A 15975-nucleotide genomic window follows, 5' to 3' on the forward strand; every position below is an offset into this window, starting at 1 on the left:
GGAGCACACTCGAGATCATGTCTTCCCCCGCTGCGAAGCTTCGCCCCAAGTCCGCTCAGCGGCCCGGAGACCGGGTCTTCTCCGCCAGCGCACTGACCGCCGGAAGCCTGATCCTCGCGATCCTCGCCGCGGTCGCGGGCTTCCTCATCCTCGAAGGCATCCCCGGCGTTCTCGCCGACCCGAACGATGTGTCGATCTTCGACGACGGCGTCGACTTCGTCTCGTTCGTCATCCCCCTCATCTTCGGCACGCTGTGGGCGGCGGCGCTCGCCCTCGTCATGGCGATGCCGGTCGCGCTCGGCATCGCGCTGTTCATCTCGCACTACGCCCCGCGCAAGCTCGCCGCCGGCCTCGGCTACACCATCGACCTGCTGGCCGCGGTGCCCTCGGTGGTCTTCGGACTCTGGGGCGCGAACGTGCTGGCCCCCATGATCCAGCCGGCTTACACCTGGCTCGCCGAGAACCTCGGCTTCATCCCGCTGTTCGCCGGCCCCGCCTCCGGAACCGGCCGCACCATCCTGACCGCCGCCATCGTGCTCGCCGTCATGGTGCTGCCGATCATCACCGCGATCAGCCGCGAGGTGTTCCTGCAGACGCCGCGCCTCTACGAGGAGGCCGCCCTGGCGCTGGGTGCCACGCGCTGGGAGGTCATCCGCACCGTCGTGCTGCCGTTCGGTCGACCGGGCGTCATCTCGGGCGCGATGCTGGGCCTCGGCCGCGCACTCGGCGAGACGATGGCCGTCGCGATGGTGCTCTCCGGCAGCGGCATCATCAACTTCGACCTGATCAGCTCGGTCAACCCCACCACGATCGCCGCCAACGTCGCGCTGCGCTTCCCCGAGGCCTACGGCATCAACGTCAACGTCCTCATCGCGACCGGCCTGATCCTGTTCGCGATCACGCTGGTCGTGAACTCGATCGCGCGCTACATCGTCAACCGTCGCAAAGAATTCTCGGGAGCCAACTGATGTCGAGCGCCACCGCCACGTCGCCGGTCACGAACGCGTTCGCGGCGAGCCGTCTTCCCCGCTTCTCGACCCTCTGGATCCTGCTCGCGAGCCTTGCGGTCTCGGGCGTCGTGGTCGGGCTGGTCACAATGGCCGGCGACGCCGAGTTCAACGTCGGCCTCGCCGTGTTCTTCGGCGCGGTGATCTTCGCCGTCGCCAACTACGTGATCTCGCTTCTGGTCGAGGGTTCTCGCCGTGCGGCCGACCGTCTCGTCACGACCCTCGTCGTCGCCGCCTTCACGGTGGCGATGATCCCGCTCGTGTCGCTCGTCTACACCGTCGTTGTGATGGGCTCGGGCCGCATCGATTGGGACTTCTTCACGCTGTCGATGCGCAACGTGCTCGGCGAGGGCGGCGGCGCGGCCCACGCGATCGTCGGCACGCTGCTCATGACCGGACTCGCGACCGTCATCTCGGTGCCGATCGGCCTGCTCACCTCGATCTACCTCGTCGAGTACGGTCGCGGCCGCCTCGCCCAGGCGATCACCTTCTTCGTCGACGTCATGACCGGCATTCCCTCGATCGTCGCCGGCCTGTTCGCCTTCGCCCTGTTCGAGTTGATCCTCGGCCCCGGAACGCGCGTCGGCCTCTCGGGCGCGATCGCGCTCACGGTGCTGATGCTCCCCGTCGTGGTGCGCTCCAGCGAAGAGATCCTGCGCCTCGTGCCGAACGAGCTCCGGGAAGCCTCGTACGCGCTCGGCGTGCCGAAGTGGCTGACCATCCTCAAGGTGGTCATCCCGACCTCGATCGCGGGTATCTCGACCGGCGTCATGCTGTCGATCGCGCGCGTCATCGGCGAGACGGCCCCGCTACTCATCGCGGCCGGCTTCTCGAACAACTTCAACTACGACCTGACCGAGGGCCGCATGCAGAGCCTGCCGGTCTACGTGTACTACTCGTACATCAGCCAGGGCACCGACTTCGCGCCGTACATCGAGCGCGCCTGGGCCGGTGCGTTGACCCTCATCGCCATCGTCATGATCCTGAACCTGATCGCGCGCCTCGTCGCACGAATCTTCGCCCCCAAGCTCGGTCGCTGAGCGAGAAAAGGAAGACTCCCACTGTGTCCAAGCGAATCGAAGTCAACGACCTCAACGTCTACTACGGCAAGTTCCGCGCCGTCGAGGGCGTGACGCTCACCATCGAGCCCCGCTCCGTTACTGCGTTCATCGGCCCGTCCGGCTGCGGCAAGTCCACCTTCATCCGCACGCTCAACCGCATGCACGAGGTGATCCCGGGCGCCTACGTCGAGGGCGAGGTGCTCATCGACGGCAACAACCTCTACGACGCGAGCGTCGACCCGGTGAACGTGCGCCGCCAGGTGGGCATGGTGTTCCAGCGCCCCAACCCGTTCCCGACGATGTCGATCCGCGACAACGTGCTCGCGGGCGTCAAGCTCAACAACCGCCGCATCAGCAAGAGCGAGGCGGACGAGCTGGTCGAGTCCTCGCTGCAGGGTGCCAACCTCTGGAACGAGGTCAAGGACCGCTTGGAGAAGCCCGGATCGGGCCTGTCGGGCGGTCAGCAGCAGCGCCTCTGCATCGCGCGCGCTATCGCGGTCAAGCCGGAAGTCATCCTGATGGACGAGCCCTGCTCGGCCCTCGACCCGATCTCGACCCTCGCGATCGAGGACCTCATCGAGGAGCTCAAGTCGGAGTACACGATCGTGATCGTGACCCACAACATGCAGCAGGCCTCGCGCGTGAGCGACAAGACGGCGTTCTTCAACATCGCGGGCACCGGCAAGCCGGGCAAGCTCATCGAGTACGACGACACCACGACGATCTTCTCGAAGCCCAGCGTGCAGGCGACAGAAGACTACGTCTCGGGCAAGTTCGGGTAGCGAGCACCAGACCAGCGCAGAAGGGCCGAGGCGATCGCCTCGGCCCTTCTCGCGTGGTGTGGCGGTCTAGGCACCCAGCACGACGATCGGATCCGTCGAGGGCGTCTCCGAGCCGCCCGCGGGCTCGATGGTGACGCCGACGGCATCGCCGGCATGCATCACGCCCTCGAGAACCACGGTGACCGTGTCGCCCTCCATCGTGAACGTGCCGGCCGGGATCGCCTGCCCGTCGCGCAGGTACCAGAGCTCGTAGGTCTGGTCGCTCGGCAGCTCGCCCATGCCCTCGGCGATGAGCGCCGAACGCCCCAGCTCCCCCGACCAGACGAGCGTCGCGTGCCCGCCGCCGTCGAGCGGCACGCTCGCGCGCTGGAAGTCGCTCGCGGCGGTGATCTCAGCGATCTGCTGCGCCTCGAGATCGACGGCGCCCCGGTCAACCAGGAGCCCGCCCGAGAACGCCAGCACGATCGCCGCGGCGGCCGCGGCCAGCGCGACGGCGGGGTGGCGGAACCAGCGCGCCTGGGCGCGCTCCGTGGGAGCAAGAACCTCACCCGCGGCGGCGGGCGCCGCGTCGGTCGTGTCCGCGGCCGAAACCTGCGCCGTCTCGGCGGGGAGTTGCGGCATCCCGGCGATCGACGCCAAGATGTTGGCCCGCAACGCGGGACTCGGGGCCTCCGGGGCAACCGCAAGACCGAGTTCGACCGCCGTGTCGCTGAGGCTGACGACCTCGGCGCGCAGGTCGTCGGACTCGCGCAGGCGCGTCTCGAACGATGCCCGCTCCTCGGGCCCGAGCGCATCGAGCACGTAGGCGCCGCTCATGTCGTTCTCGTCGTCCGGGCGCTCAGGCGTGGAGTTGGTCGTGGTCACGATGCCACCCCCAATACATCTCTCAAACGGATCATGCCGTCCCGAAGACGGGTCTTCACGGTTCCGACCGGAACCTTGAGCAGGGACGCCACCTCGCTGTGGGTGAGCCCCCGGAAGTAGGCGAGCGAAACGGCTTGGCGCTGCAGTTCGGTCAGTCGTTCCATCGCCTTCTCCACCCTTTCGCTCTCCAGTCTGATTTCCACGTTCTCGGCCACCGAGTCAAAGCCCGGGGCAAAGTCCCGGATTCCCACCTTGGTGTCGCGGTCGCGGCTCGATTGCGAGGCGCGCACACGGTCGACCGCCCGTCGGTGGGCCATCGTCAGCATCCAACTGACGGCGCTCCCGCGGCCCGGTTCGTACCTGGTGGCGCTCTGCCACACCTCGAGGAAGATCTCTTGCGTCACTTCCTCCGACTGCGCGTGATCGCGCAGCAGACGTTTCACCAGACCGAAAACGCGCGGAGCGGTTTGGTCGTAGAGTTCGGCGAAGGCGGCCTGGTCGCCCCCCGCGCATTTCGCAAGAAGCGCCTCGGGCGTGACGTCGGCACGGCTCTCGGAGCGCAGGTCGACATCCTCGGACACGAGTTTTAGCATTCCACACCGTTCCTCGATGTTCTCTAGAAAGTCATTCGGAACGGAAGTCGAAACGGTTGGGTGCGGATCGCGGGCACAGAAAAACCGGGCCGCAGAACGCCTCTCGGCGGAAGGCCGCTCGTAGCGGCGAAATTTGGAGCCCGGGGTTACTGCGGCCCGGCCAGAAGAGTCTACGTTCAGTCGAGCGAGTCTGCACGGGCGAGCGCCGCACTCGCCGCAAGATCGTCGGCGATCGTCGCGAGCCGCAACGCGCGACGGGTGAACTCGGCCGCTCGATCGCTTTCGACGCCGTCGGAGTCGTCGGCGAGGCTTGTCGTTCCGGCGGCCGCGACCCGGCAGAACGCCGCCGCGCGGTCGAGCGCGAGGGCGAAGTCGCCGTCGAAGACGCCGCGCAGGATCTGGTCGGCGAGTTCGACGATCTCCTGCGGACCGGTCGGGCTCGGCGCCCCCGCCACCAGGGCGTCGATGGTGTGAAGCACCTCGGTGCCGCGTGTGTAGACGAGGCTCACCTCATCCGGGTTGCTGCGGATCATCAACCGCACCAGGTAGAGCCGCCACAGCGCCCCCGGCAGGCTGTGCGCCGTCGCGTGCGCCCAGAGTTCCGCGAGCGCGTCGATGCCGTGCTCGTCGGTGTAGTGGACGAGGCGTTTCACGACACTCGGGTCCGCGGAATCGCGGGCGCGGGTGAGGATCGCCGCCGCGCTCTCGTGCGCGGCCCGGGTCTGCGTCGCCGGGTCGGTGCCGCCCTCGTAGGCCTCGAACTCGCGGCCTCCGAACAGGGCAGGTTTGTGGAACTCCGACGACATCCCTCCAGGGTACGCGGGAGCGCGCGCCCTTACCCGAACGTGAACGAGTAGGCCTCGACGCCCGGCTCGACGGTCACCTCGATCGTGCCCTCGGTCGGCCCGTCCAGCTCGATCAGCTGGTAGGAGTCCGGCACACCCGCGACCTGAATGGTGCGCGGGTCGCCGCCGTCGACGCGCACCGTGACCGTGCCCGAACCGCCGAGCACCATCCGCACCTCGCGGGTCGCGGTGAACTCAAGCCGCACCATTCCCGGCGATGCGATCGGTGTCGCGTTCTGGAAGTCGATCTCCCATTGCCCGTCGAGGGCGAAGGTGTCGCGGGCGAGACCCTCGGGAGTCCGGTAGTCGTTGATGCCCGAGCGGTACGCCTCCTCGCCGCCGAAGTTCACCACCTTGCCGAGACTCAGGTAGGTCTCCGGCGTCGTAGAACCGAGTTCGGGAGTGTCATCCGAGATCTCGGTCGGGGCGGGCAGCTCGACGTCGGGGTTGGCGAGCACGAGCAGTTCGCGGATCAGCTTCTCGGTGGTGGCGTAGCCACCCTCGCCGAACTTGATGTGGCGCACCGTGCCCTCGGCGTCGATCAGGTAGTGGGCCGGCCAGTAGCGGTTGCGGTAGTTGGTCCAGGTGGAGAGGGAGTTGTCGAGCGCCACCGGGTACTCGATCCCGAACCCGCGGGCGCCCGCCTCAACGTTCCGCTGCTCCTTCTCGAAGGCGTACTCGGGCGAGTGGATGCCAATCACCTGCAACCCGAGGTCGCGATAGGTCTCATCCCACGCCACGGCGTGCGGCAGCGAGCGCTGGCAGTTGATGCAGGAGTAGGCCCAGAAGTCGATCAGCACCACCTGGCCGCGCAGCTCCTCGAGCGCGATCGGCTCGTTGCCGGGGGTGTTGAACCAGGCCTCGATGCCCCGGATGTCGGGGGCCGTGCCGCATCTCTCCAGCTCGGTCGCGCCCTGCGTGCAGAGGTCGAGATCCTTGTTCTGCTCGTTCTCCAGCCCCCCGAGGTCGAGCGCCTCGGTGATCGCGTCCGACTCGGCGATCTGCTCCTGCAGCGCGCTCGTGTAGTCGGGGATCAGGCGCTGCAGGGTCTGCGGCAGGTTGAAGACGAGGCCGACGGCGAGCGCGATCATCACCACGCCGCCAGTGACGCGGATCGTGTTCTGGCGGGCACGGAACGCCTTCACCCGCTCCGCCACCCGGCGACCGGCGAGGGCGAAGACGAGCAGCGGCAGGGCGGCGCCGATCGCGAAGGTGACCGTCAGCACCACGGTCTCGGCGCCGATCCGCCCGGTGGCGCCCGCCACCGTGATCGCGGCGAGCACCGGTCCGGCGCACGGTACGTAGACGGCACCGAGGGCGAAGCCGAGCATGAAGCCGGAGCGGTCGGTGTCGACGCTGCGCTGCGGGATCCACGAGAAGGGCTTTTCCAGCAGATGCTGGAACGCCGGCACGATCAGCCCGACGCCGATCAGGATCAGCACGACGATGCCCGCCCAGCGCAGCACGTCTTGCGGCAGCCCGAGCACCGCGAGCAGCAGCGAACCGGCGAGCGTGATGAGGCTGAAACTTGTGACGAGCCCCGCGATCACCAGGTAGGGCCTCCACCTCGAAACCTGCGTTGCGGCCCCCTCGTCGCGGGCGCTCTGCGCGCCGCCCGACAGGAAGATGACCGGCAGCACCGGGATGATGCACGGCGAGATTCCGGTGATGAGACCGCCGAGCAGTCCGATGAGTCCGAGAGTGATGAGCATGTTCCGTGTTCGGAGCCGTCACCGAAATCGGAGCGGTCGAAGGCGGACTTTCTGCGAATCCGGAATTCGACCCAACCGGTTCTGCCACTGCTCCGAAGTGCCTTGTACAGGAACCGTCCACACGGAGAGTCGCCCACCGCGGCTTTCCCGCACTGAGGAGAAACCCATGCGAACCCACTCGCGCACCAAGCTCGCCGCCATCAGCATCGCCGCTGTGGCCATGTTCGGCCTCGCGGCCTGTACCACCGCGGCCGAGGACGTCACCGACGAGCCCGTCATCGAAGAAGAGATGGATGACTCGATGAGCGATCCGGCCTTCGCCAACCTGGTCGGCCCCGGCTGCACCGCCTACGCGGAGTCAGTGCCGGACGGCGCCGGCTCGGTCGTCGGCATGTCGCAGGACCCGGTCGCCGTGGCGGCGAGCAACAACCCGCTGCTCACCACTCTGGTGGCGGCGGTGTCCGGTCAGCTGAACCCCGACGTCAACCTGGTCGACGTGCTGAACGGTGACGAGTTCACCGTCTTCGCCCCGGTCGATGACGCCTTCGCGGCTCTCGACGCCGAGACCGTCGACGCACTCGCGCAGCCCGAGAACGCCGAACTGCTGACCTCGATTCTGACCTACCACGTGGTTCCCGGTCAGATGCTTCCTGCCGACATCGCCGGTCAGACCCTCACCACGGTGAACGGTCAGACCCTCGTGATCGGATCCGATGTCGACACCCTCACCGTGAATGACGCGAACGTCATCTGCGGAGGTGTCATGACGGCCAACGCCACCGTGTACCTGATCGACGCGGTGCTGTTGCCGGCGAGCTGAGTCCCCGGCTCGTCGAACGGACGGGGTCGGATGTCGTGGTGGCATCCGGCCCCGCTTTCGTGCATCTGCGGCTCCGAGGACAGTGATCAAGGCGCCGTCGGTCTCGTTTCGTGCCGCTCAAGCGCACGACGCCGCGCGAGCCGCGTGCGCCCACTACGCTGGTGAGCCGAGGGCCTGTAGCTCAGTTGGTAGAGCAGCGGACTTTTAATCCGTGGGTCGTGGGTTCGAGCCCCACCGGGCCTACTCTCTTCTCGCCCTGCTCGTGATGGGCTGTCCCCGTGATCGGGGTCACGGTCGGCACCCGCGGCATGTGCATGACAGGAGTCCCCAGAACCGTTCGTTGGCCTGGTCACGTCACGCGCCCGTGCTGACGAGGTCAAGATCAGCGACGCGTGCTCCGGCGGCAGCGGTACTGGCACGGGCCCAGAGGAAGTGTCACACTGTTTCTAGATCTAGAAGGAGTTTGACATGCACGAGATGTCGGTTGCCACGCTCGCACGACAACTTGGCGTGACCCAGCGACGAGCGAATCAGCTCGTGGCCGGTGGACAGATCAGCGCACGCCGGACCGACAGTGGCGCCTGGCTAGTGGACGCGGCCAGCGCCGACGCATACACGCGCAGGCGGCGTACGACGCGGGGGCTGACAGCGGATGCGGCGTGGGCGCTGCTGTTCATGCTCTCGAACGAGCGGGCGGAGTGGACGAGCGAAAGCACCCGCGCTCGGCTGAGGCGCCGAATCCGAGCCCACTCTGCCGAACTCATCGCCCAGGAGGTCGCGGGGCGCACTCGCGTGTACCGCTACCGGGCGTCGAACCTCGCGCTCGCTGAAGACGGACTGCTCCTGACCGGGCGGTCCGCAATCGAGGCACTCAACACGGACCTGCTCCCGGATCGTGGCCGCCTCTCCGGCTACGTGCCTGCCGGAACCTCGGTCGACGAATGGGCGACGACTCGCTTCATGGTCGCGGACCCGGCCGGCGCTGTCTTTCTGTTCGCCAACACGATTCCCGCCGACGGATCCGATGCACGACTGCCGGGCGCGGTCGTGGCCGCCGACCTCGCAATCTCCGCTGATGCTCGTGAGCGCGAAGCCGGACTTGAGGCCATCGAAGAAATGAGATCGCGATGGCTGAGTTCGACCGAGTAGTACAACTTGCTGGCGATGAAGCGCTTCCGGCGTGGCAGAGCATCGTGGAATTAGACCGAGCAGGTCTCGCCGAGTCGCTGACGCTCGTCGGCGGACTCATGGTCTACGGCCATGCACGAGCAGCCCAGCTGATTGCGCCGCGCCCAACTGCCGATGCCGACGTCGTGGTCGACCTGCTGGCAGCGCGGACCAGTCTGAACGTGGTCTACGCCGTGATCTCAGAGATGGAGTTCGAACTCGACACCGAGTACGCGACTGCCTACCGCTTTCGGCATGCCGACGGTCGCGTCATCGACGTGTTGGTTGCCGACCACCTCCCGTCACACATCCGCGCTCGGCTGGCAGGGCGCCCCGCGTTTCCGGCGCCAGCGGGACAGCAAGCGATCAATCGACGCGAAGTTTGGCGACTCGAGTTCTCACCCGAGCTCAGTTGCCTGGTTGGGATTCCCAACGTGCTCGGGGCGCTGATCGCGAAGGGCGCGGCCTGGGTCGCCGACACCCGCAACCCAGAACGTCACATCCAGGATGCCGCCACCCTTCTCGCGACGGTCGAAGACCCATCGACGCTCGACTACGGCCTCTCGACGAGAGATCGTCGACGGCTCCGAGCGATCCACGAACCCTTGCAGGATTCGCGCCATTTCGCATGGGGACTGCTCGATCCCCCTGAGCGGCTGTCGGGTCAACAGAACCTGGAACTCATCGCCAGGGCGGCTCGCCTGTAGGACCTACCGCACCGACGTGCGCGTCGCGACTCGCGCGACTGCCGGCCCCCTCGCGGTTGTCAGCGTGGCGAACCCGCGCTCGACCGAAGCCGGTCCCTCGTCATCGACGAACGCGGTGAGTCACAGGGAAGTCGGCCCACAGCGACCCGACCCGAGCGTCCCGGTGAGGACTCGGAGTCCGTCGGCCGTGGGTTCGAGCCCCACCGGGCCTGCCGTCGAAACTCCCGCCGCGGCAGCTCTCAATCCGAGGCGCTGACCGAAATCCCGATCTTGCCGCGCGCGTGCTGCTCGCCGAAGTGGCGCAGCGCGTCGGCGGCCTCGGCGAGGGGATAGTTGCGCTCGATGCGCGGGCGTAGCTTTCCCGCGTCGATGAGGGCGGTCAGCTCGTCCAGATCTGCGGCGTTTGCGGCGGCGGACAGGGGGCGGATCTGCTGGCTCACGAAGGTGTTCTGCACGGCGCCGGCGAGGATGCGGCCGATCGGGCCGAGCACGCGGCCGCCGTTGCCGGAGGCGAGCACCAGGATGCCCTTCGGGGAGAGCACTCGCCGCAGGCGCGAGAGCGGGTGGTTTCCGACGAGGTCGAAGATCACGTCGAACCTCTCGTCACCCTCGGTGACATCGCGCTCGGTGTAGTCGATCACCTCGTGCGCTCCCAGCTCCCGCACCATCTCGACGTTGCGGGTGCTGCACACGCCGGTCACGGTCGCACCGAGCGCGGCGCCGATCTGCACCGCAAAAGAGCCGACGCCGCCGGAGGCGCCGTTGACGAGCACCCGATCGCCGGGAGCGACGTGGGCGACGTCGCGGAGGCCTTGGAGTGCGGTCATTCCGGCAAGCGGCACGCACGCCGCCTCCTCGAAGCTGAGGGCTCGCGGGCGACGGGCGAGCAGGCGGGCAGGCGCCACCACGTACTCGGCCCACGTGCCCGACGCGACCTCGCCGAAGACCTCGTCGCCGACGGCGAAGCCGTTCACCGCGCTGCCGACCGCCTCGATGACACCCGCCACATCCCGCCCGGGCGTCGCGGCCTTCGGGGCGCGCAGTCCGAAGGCGAGACGCACCAGGTACGGCTCGCCGCGGGTGAGCAGCCAGTCGGCGGCGTTGACGGAGGCGGCCCGCACGCGGATGAGCACCTGATCCGGCTTCGGGGAGGGCACCGGCACCTCGTCGTAGTCGAGGGTTTCCGGTCCGCCGTATCGCTGCTGGGTGATCGCCTTCATGACTTCCTTCGTCGATTCGCTTCTGGTGTGACACTATGGTGTGTGCTACACAGTATCGTGTTACTCACTCAACCTCTACCTCGAAATGGACCGCCATGAAGCTCTTCGCCCCGACCAGCCGCCCCGCACTGCTGTCGTCCCTCTGGATCGTCCTGATGTTCAACTACCTCTACTGTGACGTGCTCGGCCTCTACGACCCGGAACATCTGGTCGCCCTGCAAGAAGGAACCATGGGCGGCCTGCCGTTCACCCCCGAGGCGCTCGTCGCGGCCGGCGTACTCATGCAGATCCCGATCGCGATGGTGCTGCTGTCGCGCGTGCTCCGGCGCGGCCTCGCTCGCGGGGTGAACATCGCCGCCGCCACCGCAATGGGCGCCGTGCAAGTGAGCACCCTGTTCTTCGGCACCCCGCCGACACCCGTCTACATCTTCTTCTCCACCATCGAGATCGCGCTGGCGATCACGATCGTGGCGGTCGCGCTCACCTGGCCCCGCGCATCCGAACAGGTGTCGCACGAGAATCACGCCGTCGCCGCGGCATGACGGCCAGTAGCGTAAAGAAGTGCTGAACGACGACGAGCTTGCGACCCACCGGCAGGAACTGCGCCGGGGGACGGTCGTGGCCGCCTGCCTGGTGCTGCTCGATACGCCCAACTACGGCTACGCCTTGCTCACCGCGCTCGAGGACGCGGGCTTCACGGTGGATGCGAACACGCTCTACCCGCTGCTGCGTCGGCTCGAAAAACAGGGCCTCGTGACCGCCGAATGGAACACCGACGAATCCCGACCGCGCAAGTTCTACGTCACAAGCCCCGAGGGTGCGGAACTCGCCCGCACCCTCACCGCCGACTGGCACCAGCTGACCACCGCTTTCACGGCCCTCACGGAGAAGCCATGACCACCGCATCCACCCTCACCGACCGCTACGTCGCCGAGGCGCTCCGCGGGATGCCCGCCGCCCAGCGCGCCGACATTGAGACCGAACTGCGGGCCTCCATCGCCGACGCGATCGATGACCTCGTCGAGTCGGGCGTGGATGCCGCTGCCGCCGAATACGACGTGCTCACCGAACTCGGCGCCCCGCGCCACCTCGCCGCCGGCTACTCGTCGCGCCCCACCGCCCTCATCGGGCCGGAGCTCTACCCCGACTTCGTGCGCGTGCTCAGCGCGCTACTCGCGACGGTGGTGCCGATCTGGTTCCTGTTCAGCGGGATCGTCACCTTTGTCGACGGCGCCACCCCGCTCGACACCTTCGGCGCGGCCCTCTTTGGTTCGCTAGAACTGGCGATGACGATCGCGTTCTTCACGGCGCTCGTCTTCGTGATCATCGAGCGCACCCCCGCCATGCGCTCGCGCCAGCAGGCGAGTTGGAGTCCGGCATCCCTGCCCGCGGTGCGGGATCGACGCGGCTACCTTCAGGAGCTCGTCGGCGGCGTCATCCTGCTCGTTGTGCTCGCCGGTGCCGTGATCGCGCTGCAGACCGTCGGCGCGGTCGAGGGGGCACACGGCGCACTGAGCGGTCCGATCGAGCCGGGGCTCTGGGCCTCCGGTGCGCTCGTGATCGCGCTGTTCTACCCGCTCGTGAGCATCACGTTCCACGTCGTCGGCTACTACACCGGCTGGTCGACGCCGAACGCGGTCGCCACCATCGTGTTCCAAGTGCTCTTCGTCGTGCCGGCGATCTGGCTCACCGCGAGCGGGCGCCTGCTCAACCCCGACTACTTCGAGGCGATCGACTGGCCGGGCGGGGTGGGCGTCGTCAGCACCGTGGTGGTCGTGCTCGTGCTGCTCTTCGCCGTGCTCGACGCGGTTGACGGGATCGTGCGGGCGACGCGCTCGCGGCGCACGCGGTAGGCCCGGGACCGGGGCCTGTGCGAATCACCGCGCGACGTACGGAGATCTGCCGTACAATCGTGCTATGGCTCACGCAACCAAGTCCGACCGGCTCGACCTGCGCCTGACGAGCACCCAGAAGGCGGAGATCGAGAAAGCCGCCGCACTCTCGGGGCGCACCGTCACCGACTTCTCCGTGAGCGTGCTCGTCCGCGAGGCGGAGGAAGTCATCCGATTCGAACGCGAACTCCACCTCTCCCAGGAGTCGTGGGATGCCTTCAACGACATCCTCGACCGTCCGGCAAAACCCGTCTCGGGACTCGCCGACCTGCTGAAACGCCCGAGCGTCTTCACCGAGTGAGCATGTTCCGCTCGCCGCGAGCACTCCGCGCCGACGATCGGTTTTCGAGCTTCGATTGCGGCGAACCCTCGCTGAACGAGTGGCTGCGCTCGCGGGCGCTCAAGAACGAAGCGACGGGGGCGTCTCGCACGTTCGTGAGCGTCGACGGCGAATCGGGCGAGGTGGCCGGCTACTACTGCCTCTCGGCGGGTTCGCTCGCGCTCGACGAAGTTCCGGGCCGCGTCAAGCGCAACATGCCTTCCCCCATCCCGATCATCCTGATCGGACGCCTCGCGGTCGACACCCGTTACTCCGGGCGCGGGCTCGGGACTTCGCTCCTCCAGCACGCGGTCCTGAAGGGCGTCGAAGCCTCCCGGGCCGTCGGGGCCCGCGCCTTCATCGTCGATGCGCTGAACGACGACGCGGAGCGGTTCTACCGCACGTACGGTTTCGAGCCGATGCCGCCCGCGGCGAGACGCGCGATGTACCTGCTCGTGTCGGATGCCGAGGCGACCATCGCGGATCTCGCGTAGACCGAGGCCCGGCCCGCCTCACGCGGTCGCTACGAGCAGCAGCTGGATGCCCCCGGCGCATCCCCCGTCGAGCACACGCCCGTCGCCGGCAGGGTCAGCTCGACCGCGGTCGCGGCGGCGAGGTCGCCCGCCAGCCAGGCGGTGATCGAGCGCACCTGCTCGTAGCCGGTCGCCAAGAGGAACGTCGGCGCGCGGCCGTAGCTCTTCATTCCGGCGAGGAAGAAGCCCTCCTCGGGGTGCTGCAGTTCGGCGAAGCCGTGCGGCTCCACCGTGCCGCAGGTGTGCACGTTCGGATCGATCAGCGGGGCGAGCCGGCGCGGCGCCTCCACAATCTCGTCGAGGTCGAGGCGCACCTCGCGCAGCATGTCGAGGTTGGGGCGGAACCCGGTCGCGTTCACCACCAGCTCGGTGTGGTGGTCGACGATCTCGCCGCCGCGCGACCCGACGACGCGCACACCCTCGCCCTCGCGCTCCAGCCGCACGATCTCGAAACGGTCGACGACCTCGATCGCCCCCGATGCCACGAGCGCGTCGACGCGGGCGCCGAGCGAGGCGCGCGCTTCCAACTCGTCGTCGGCCGAGGTCGTCACGCGCACGGCGGAGGCGTTGCGAATCAGCCAGCTCACCCGCGTGCCCGGCTCCTGCCGGGCCAGCTCGGCGAGGGCGAGCAGCGTGTTCGCCGCCGAGTGCCCGGCGCCGACCACGGTCGTGTGTCGCCCGGCGAAGCGCGCCCGCTCGCGGCCCAGCACATCCGGCAGGGCATGGCTGACGAGATCGGCGACCTCGGGCAGGCCGAGCGGTTCGAGGCCACTCGAGGCCAGGCTGTTGGGCGAGCGATACGTGCCGGAGGCGTCGATCACCGCGCGCACCGACAGATCCTTCAGCTCTCCGCGGTCTCGAAGCCGCACCAGGAACGGGGTGCGTTCGCGCCGCGCGGTGCGGGTGCGATCCATGCCCTCCCGCGCCACGGCGACGACCTCCACACCGGTGCGAATGCGGCTCGCGATTTCGTCGAGTCGAGCGAGCGGCTCCAGGTACTGCTCGACCAGTTCGGTGCCGGTGGGCAGCGACGTCTCGGCGGGGTGTGCCCACCCGGTCGCCTCGAGCAGGCGGCGCGAGGCCGGGTCGACGAGGTGCTTCCACGGCGAGAACAGCCGCGTGTGACCCCACTGCCGCACGATGTCGGCGATCGTGTCGCCCGCCTCGAAGATGACAAAGTCGATGCCGCGCTCGACCAGATTCGCGGCGGCGGCCAGTCCGATGGGCCCGGCGCCGATGATCGCGACCGGGAGCGCGTCGCGGCGGTCGTCGCGCACGGGGCGGGGGGTCAGGTCAATCAGGGTCACGAGCGGCCTTTCGCTTCATCGAAGGATGTCGATCAAGATCTTCCTCGCATCCATCGAAGTTTGTCAATATTTGAGTAGACTCGGGCCATGAAGACCTTGCCGCTCGTCTCCGCCCCCGCGGGCGAGGTCTGCTGCGCGCCCCTCACCCGCGCGCCGCTCGGCGCCGCCGACGCCGACAATGTCGCCCGCCGCTTCAAGGCGCTCGGCGACCCCACCCGCGTGCGCCTCATCTCAATCGTCGCCGCCTCCGCCGACCAGGAGGCCTGCGTCTGCGACCTGACCGAACCGGTCGGGCTCAGCCAGCCGACCGTCTCACACCACCTCAAGATCCTGATGGATGCCGGATTCCTCACCCGCAGCAAGCGCGGCACCTGGGCGTACTACCGCCTCGTTCCCGGCAGCCTCGATCAGCTCGGGCTCGTGCTCGCGACGGTGTGAGCAGGCCATGACGACCGCGTTCATCGCACCGCCGCGGCGCATCCCGCTGTACCTGCGATTCGGGCTCTGGGTCGTCAAGAAGCGCACCGGCGCCGACCTGCTGCCCCCGAAACTGCTCGCCTGGTACCCGCGCGCGGCGATCGGCTCCGGAATCCTCGAGGCGCTCGTCACCCACCGCGACGGCGACATCACCGAGCGGATGCTGAAGCTGGTGCGCATGGCCGTCTCGTTCCGCGTCGAATGCCCGTTCTGCATGGGCTTCAACTCGGACGGCTGGGAGCGGCTCATCACCGAGGAGGAACTCGCCGCCGTGCAGGGCCGCACCCCGCTCGAGGAGGTGGCGAGCCTCAGCCCGCGCGAACGCCTCGCCATCGAATACGCGAGGCGCAGCTGCGAGACGCCGCTCGACTTCACGCCCGAGTTCGGCGCGCGTCTCACCGAGCTGTTCACCGAGCGCGAGCTGGTCGTGCTCGCCTCCACCTCGGCGCAGGTCAACTACTGGGCGCGGCTCATCCAGGCGCTGGGGTGCCCGGCCGAGGGGTGACCTCCGGCGTACCGGCGGCTAGATGTACTCAGCAGTGACCTTGGTGACAGTTCGGGTCTTGTGAAACAGGAGAACCTCCGGGCTTAGTGGAGATGTCTAACGTCTTCACAATCACACGGAGGTTCTCGTGTCCCAGGGTAGGTCTGTTCGTCCGCGTCTCAACG

At 68.1% G+C, this 15975-nt stretch carries 19 protein-coding genes and 1 tRNA gene; 14 read left to right on the top strand and 6 right to left on the bottom strand.

Annotated features, from left to right (window positions below; genetic code table 11):
• Positions 1-17: 17 nt before the first annotated feature.
• From pstC to pstB, 3 genes are read left to right on the top strand one after another with little or no spacing between them, the layout of a single operon-like run.
• Entirely contained in the window at positions 18-968 is a 951-nt protein-coding gene (gene pstC / locus QZ258_RS07390; RefSeq protein ID WP_294180078.1) for a phosphate ABC transporter permease subunit PstC, read from the top strand.
• Positions 968-2047 (top strand): phosphate ABC transporter permease PstA, encoded by a 1080-nt coding sequence (gene pstA / locus QZ258_RS07395; RefSeq protein ID WP_294180080.1) that lies wholly within the window; start codon positions 968-970, stop codon positions 2045-2047. Before pstC ends, pstA begins: the two co-directional genes overlap by 1 nt.
• A gap of 23 nt (positions 2048-2070) precedes the next feature.
• Entirely contained in the window at positions 2071-2850 is a 780-nt protein-coding gene (gene pstB, locus QZ258_RS07400) for a phosphate ABC transporter ATP-binding protein PstB (RefSeq protein ID WP_294180082.1), read from the top strand.
• Positions 2851-2916: 66 nt separating this feature from the next.
• On the opposite strand, the gene QZ258_RS07405 is transcribed toward pstB, so the two are convergent.
• The 4 genes from QZ258_RS07405 to QZ258_RS07420 all read right to left on the bottom strand — a co-directional run bounded on the left by QZ258_RS07405 (position 2917) and on the right by QZ258_RS07420 (position 6864).
• Positions 2917-3714 (bottom strand): anti-sigma factor, encoded by a 798-nt coding sequence (locus QZ258_RS07405; protein WP_294180084.1) that lies wholly within the window; start codon positions 3712-3714, stop codon positions 2917-2919.
• On the bottom strand, positions 3711-4307 hold the full coding sequence (locus QZ258_RS07410) for a sigma-70 family RNA polymerase sigma factor (RefSeq protein ID WP_294180086.1): 597 nt from the start codon (positions 4305-4307) through the stop codon (positions 3711-3713). Before QZ258_RS07410 ends, QZ258_RS07405 begins: the two co-directional genes overlap by 4 nt.
• Before the next feature lie 176 nt (positions 4308-4483).
• Positions 4484-5113, bottom strand: a complete 630-nt coding sequence (locus QZ258_RS07415) for a DNA-directed RNA polymerase subunit beta (RefSeq protein ID WP_294180088.1) — start codon at positions 5111-5113, stop codon at positions 4484-4486.
• Positions 5114-5142: 29 nt separating this feature from the next.
• A complete protein-coding gene (locus tag QZ258_RS07420) occupies positions 5143-6864 on the bottom strand; it encodes a cytochrome c biogenesis protein CcdA (RefSeq protein ID WP_294180090.1) in 1722 nt (573 codons plus the stop codon).
• A 166-nt stretch (positions 6865-7030) separates the two neighbouring features.
• On the opposite strand from QZ258_RS07420, the gene QZ258_RS07425 reads away from it, so the two are divergent.
• The 4 genes from QZ258_RS07425 to QZ258_RS07440 all read left to right on the top strand — a co-directional run bounded on the left by QZ258_RS07425 (position 7031) and on the right by QZ258_RS07440 (position 9558).
• The gene (locus QZ258_RS07425) at positions 7031-7684 is read left to right on the top strand and encodes a fasciclin domain-containing protein (protein WP_294180093.1); all 654 of its coding nucleotides are present in this window, start codon (positions 7031-7033) and stop codon (positions 7682-7684) included.
• 170 nt (positions 7685-7854) lie between these two features.
• Positions 7855-7927, top strand: a tRNA-Lys gene (locus QZ258_RS07430).
• Positions 7928-8152: 225 nt separating this feature from the next.
• Positions 8153-8833 carry a hypothetical protein gene (locus tag QZ258_RS07435; RefSeq protein ID WP_294180094.1) on the top strand — a complete coding sequence of 227 codons (681 nt, stop codon included), beginning with the start codon at positions 8153-8155 and terminating at the stop codon, positions 8831-8833.
• Positions 8812-9558: a hypothetical protein gene (locus tag QZ258_RS07440; protein WP_294180096.1), complete on the top strand. Its 747-nt coding sequence runs from the start codon at positions 8812-8814 to the stop codon at positions 9556-9558. The genes QZ258_RS07435 and QZ258_RS07440 overlap by 22 nt, the downstream gene beginning before the upstream one ends.
• Before the next feature lie 239 nt (positions 9559-9797).
• Here the strand turns inward: QZ258_RS07440 and QZ258_RS07445 are convergent, their stop codons facing one another.
• Positions 9798-10778: an NAD(P)-dependent alcohol dehydrogenase gene (locus QZ258_RS07445; RefSeq protein WP_294180098.1), complete on the bottom strand. Its 981-nt coding sequence runs from the start codon at positions 10776-10778 to the stop codon at positions 9798-9800.
• A 95-nt stretch (positions 10779-10873) separates the two neighbouring features.
• Here QZ258_RS07445 and QZ258_RS07450 point away from each other — a divergent pair, with 95 nt between their 5' ends.
• The 5 genes from QZ258_RS07450 (at position 10874) to QZ258_RS07470 (ending at position 13483) form a co-directional block, all read left to right on the top strand.
• Positions 10874-11320, top strand: a complete 447-nt coding sequence (locus QZ258_RS07450) for a DUF6326 family protein (RefSeq protein WP_294180099.1) — start codon at positions 10874-10876, stop codon at positions 11318-11320.
• Positions 11321-11342: 22 nt separating this feature from the next.
• The gene (locus tag QZ258_RS07455) at positions 11343-11675 is read left to right on the top strand and encodes a PadR family transcriptional regulator (protein ID WP_294180117.1); all 333 of its coding nucleotides are present in this window, start codon (positions 11343-11345) and stop codon (positions 11673-11675) included.
• Positions 11672-12631, top strand: coding sequence for a permease prefix domain 1-containing protein (locus QZ258_RS07460; protein ID WP_294180102.1), 960 nt, complete (start codon positions 11672-11674; stop codon positions 12629-12631). Before QZ258_RS07455 ends, QZ258_RS07460 begins: the two co-directional genes overlap by 4 nt.
• 64 nt (positions 12632-12695) lie before the next feature.
• On the top strand, positions 12696-12971 hold the full coding sequence (locus tag QZ258_RS07465) for a DUF1778 domain-containing protein (RefSeq protein ID WP_294180104.1): 276 nt from the start codon (positions 12696-12698) through the stop codon (positions 12969-12971).
• 2 nt (positions 12972-12973) lie between these two features.
• Entirely contained in the window at positions 12974-13483 is a 510-nt protein-coding gene (locus QZ258_RS07470) for a GNAT family N-acetyltransferase (protein WP_294180106.1), read from the top strand.
• A gap of 29 nt (positions 13484-13512) precedes the next feature.
• On the opposite strand, the gene QZ258_RS07475 is transcribed toward QZ258_RS07470, so the two are convergent.
• Complete coding sequence (locus QZ258_RS07475) at positions 13513-14829, bottom strand: FAD-dependent oxidoreductase (protein WP_294180109.1); 1317 nt, start codon at positions 14827-14829, stop codon at positions 13513-13515.
• An 87-nt stretch (positions 14830-14916) separates the two neighbouring features.
• On the opposite strand from QZ258_RS07475, the gene QZ258_RS07480 reads away from it, so the two are divergent.
• Positions 14917-15267 carry a metalloregulator ArsR/SmtB family transcription factor gene (locus QZ258_RS07480; protein ID WP_294180111.1) on the top strand — a complete coding sequence of 117 codons (351 nt, stop codon included), beginning with the start codon at positions 14917-14919 and terminating at the stop codon, positions 15265-15267.
• Between the two features lie 7 nt (positions 15268-15274).
• Positions 15275-15811: a carboxymuconolactone decarboxylase family protein gene (locus QZ258_RS07485; protein WP_294180113.1), complete on the top strand. Its 537-nt coding sequence runs from the start codon at positions 15275-15277 to the stop codon at positions 15809-15811.
• Positions 15812-15975: the final 164 nt, after the last annotated feature.

The sequence above is a fragment of the uncultured Schumannella sp. genome, from assembly GCF_905479755.1.
Lineage (GTDB): Bacteria > Actinomycetota > Actinomycetes > Actinomycetales > Microbacteriaceae > DCRR01.

Coding starts and splice junctions, on each gene's coding strand:
- pstC (WP_294180078.1), top strand. CDS start 18: ATGTCTTCCCCCGCTGCGAAGCTTCGCCCCAAGTCCGCTCAGCGGCCC.
- pstA (WP_294180080.1), top strand. CDS start 968: ATGTCGAGCGCCACCGCCACGTCGCCGGTCACGAACGCGTTCGCGGCG.
- QZ258_RS07410 (WP_294180086.1), bottom strand. CDS start 4,307: ATGCTAAAACTCGTGTCCGAGGATGTCGACCTGCGCTCCGAGAGCCGT.
- QZ258_RS07415 (WP_294180088.1), bottom strand. CDS start 5,113: ATGTCGTCGGAGTTCCACAAACCTGCCCTGTTCGGAGGCCGCGAGTTC.
- QZ258_RS07420 (WP_294180090.1), bottom strand. CDS start 6,864: ATGCTCATCACTCTCGGACTCATCGGACTGCTCGGCGGTCTCATCACC.
- QZ258_RS07425 (WP_294180093.1), top strand. CDS start 7,031: ATGCGAACCCACTCGCGCACCAAGCTCGCCGCCATCAGCATCGCCGCT.
- QZ258_RS07435 (WP_294180094.1), top strand. CDS start 8,153: ATGCACGAGATGTCGGTTGCCACGCTCGCACGACAACTTGGCGTGACC.
- QZ258_RS07440 (WP_294180096.1), top strand. CDS start 8,812: ATGGCTGAGTTCGACCGAGTAGTACAACTTGCTGGCGATGAAGCGCTT.
- QZ258_RS07445 (WP_294180098.1), bottom strand. CDS start 10,778: ATGAAGGCGATCACCCAGCAGCGATACGGCGGACCGGAAACCCTCGAC.
- QZ258_RS07450 (WP_294180099.1), top strand. CDS start 10,874: ATGAAGCTCTTCGCCCCGACCAGCCGCCCCGCACTGCTGTCGTCCCTC.
- QZ258_RS07460 (WP_294180102.1), top strand. CDS start 11,672: ATGACCACCGCATCCACCCTCACCGACCGCTACGTCGCCGAGGCGCTC.
- QZ258_RS07465 (WP_294180104.1), top strand. CDS start 12,696: ATGGCTCACGCAACCAAGTCCGACCGGCTCGACCTGCGCCTGACGAGC.
- QZ258_RS07470 (WP_294180106.1), top strand. CDS start 12,974: ATGTTCCGCTCGCCGCGAGCACTCCGCGCCGACGATCGGTTTTCGAGC.
- QZ258_RS07480 (WP_294180111.1), top strand. CDS start 14,917: ATGAAGACCTTGCCGCTCGTCTCCGCCCCCGCGGGCGAGGTCTGCTGC.
- QZ258_RS07485 (WP_294180113.1), top strand. CDS start 15,275: ATGACGACCGCGTTCATCGCACCGCCGCGGCGCATCCCGCTGTACCTG.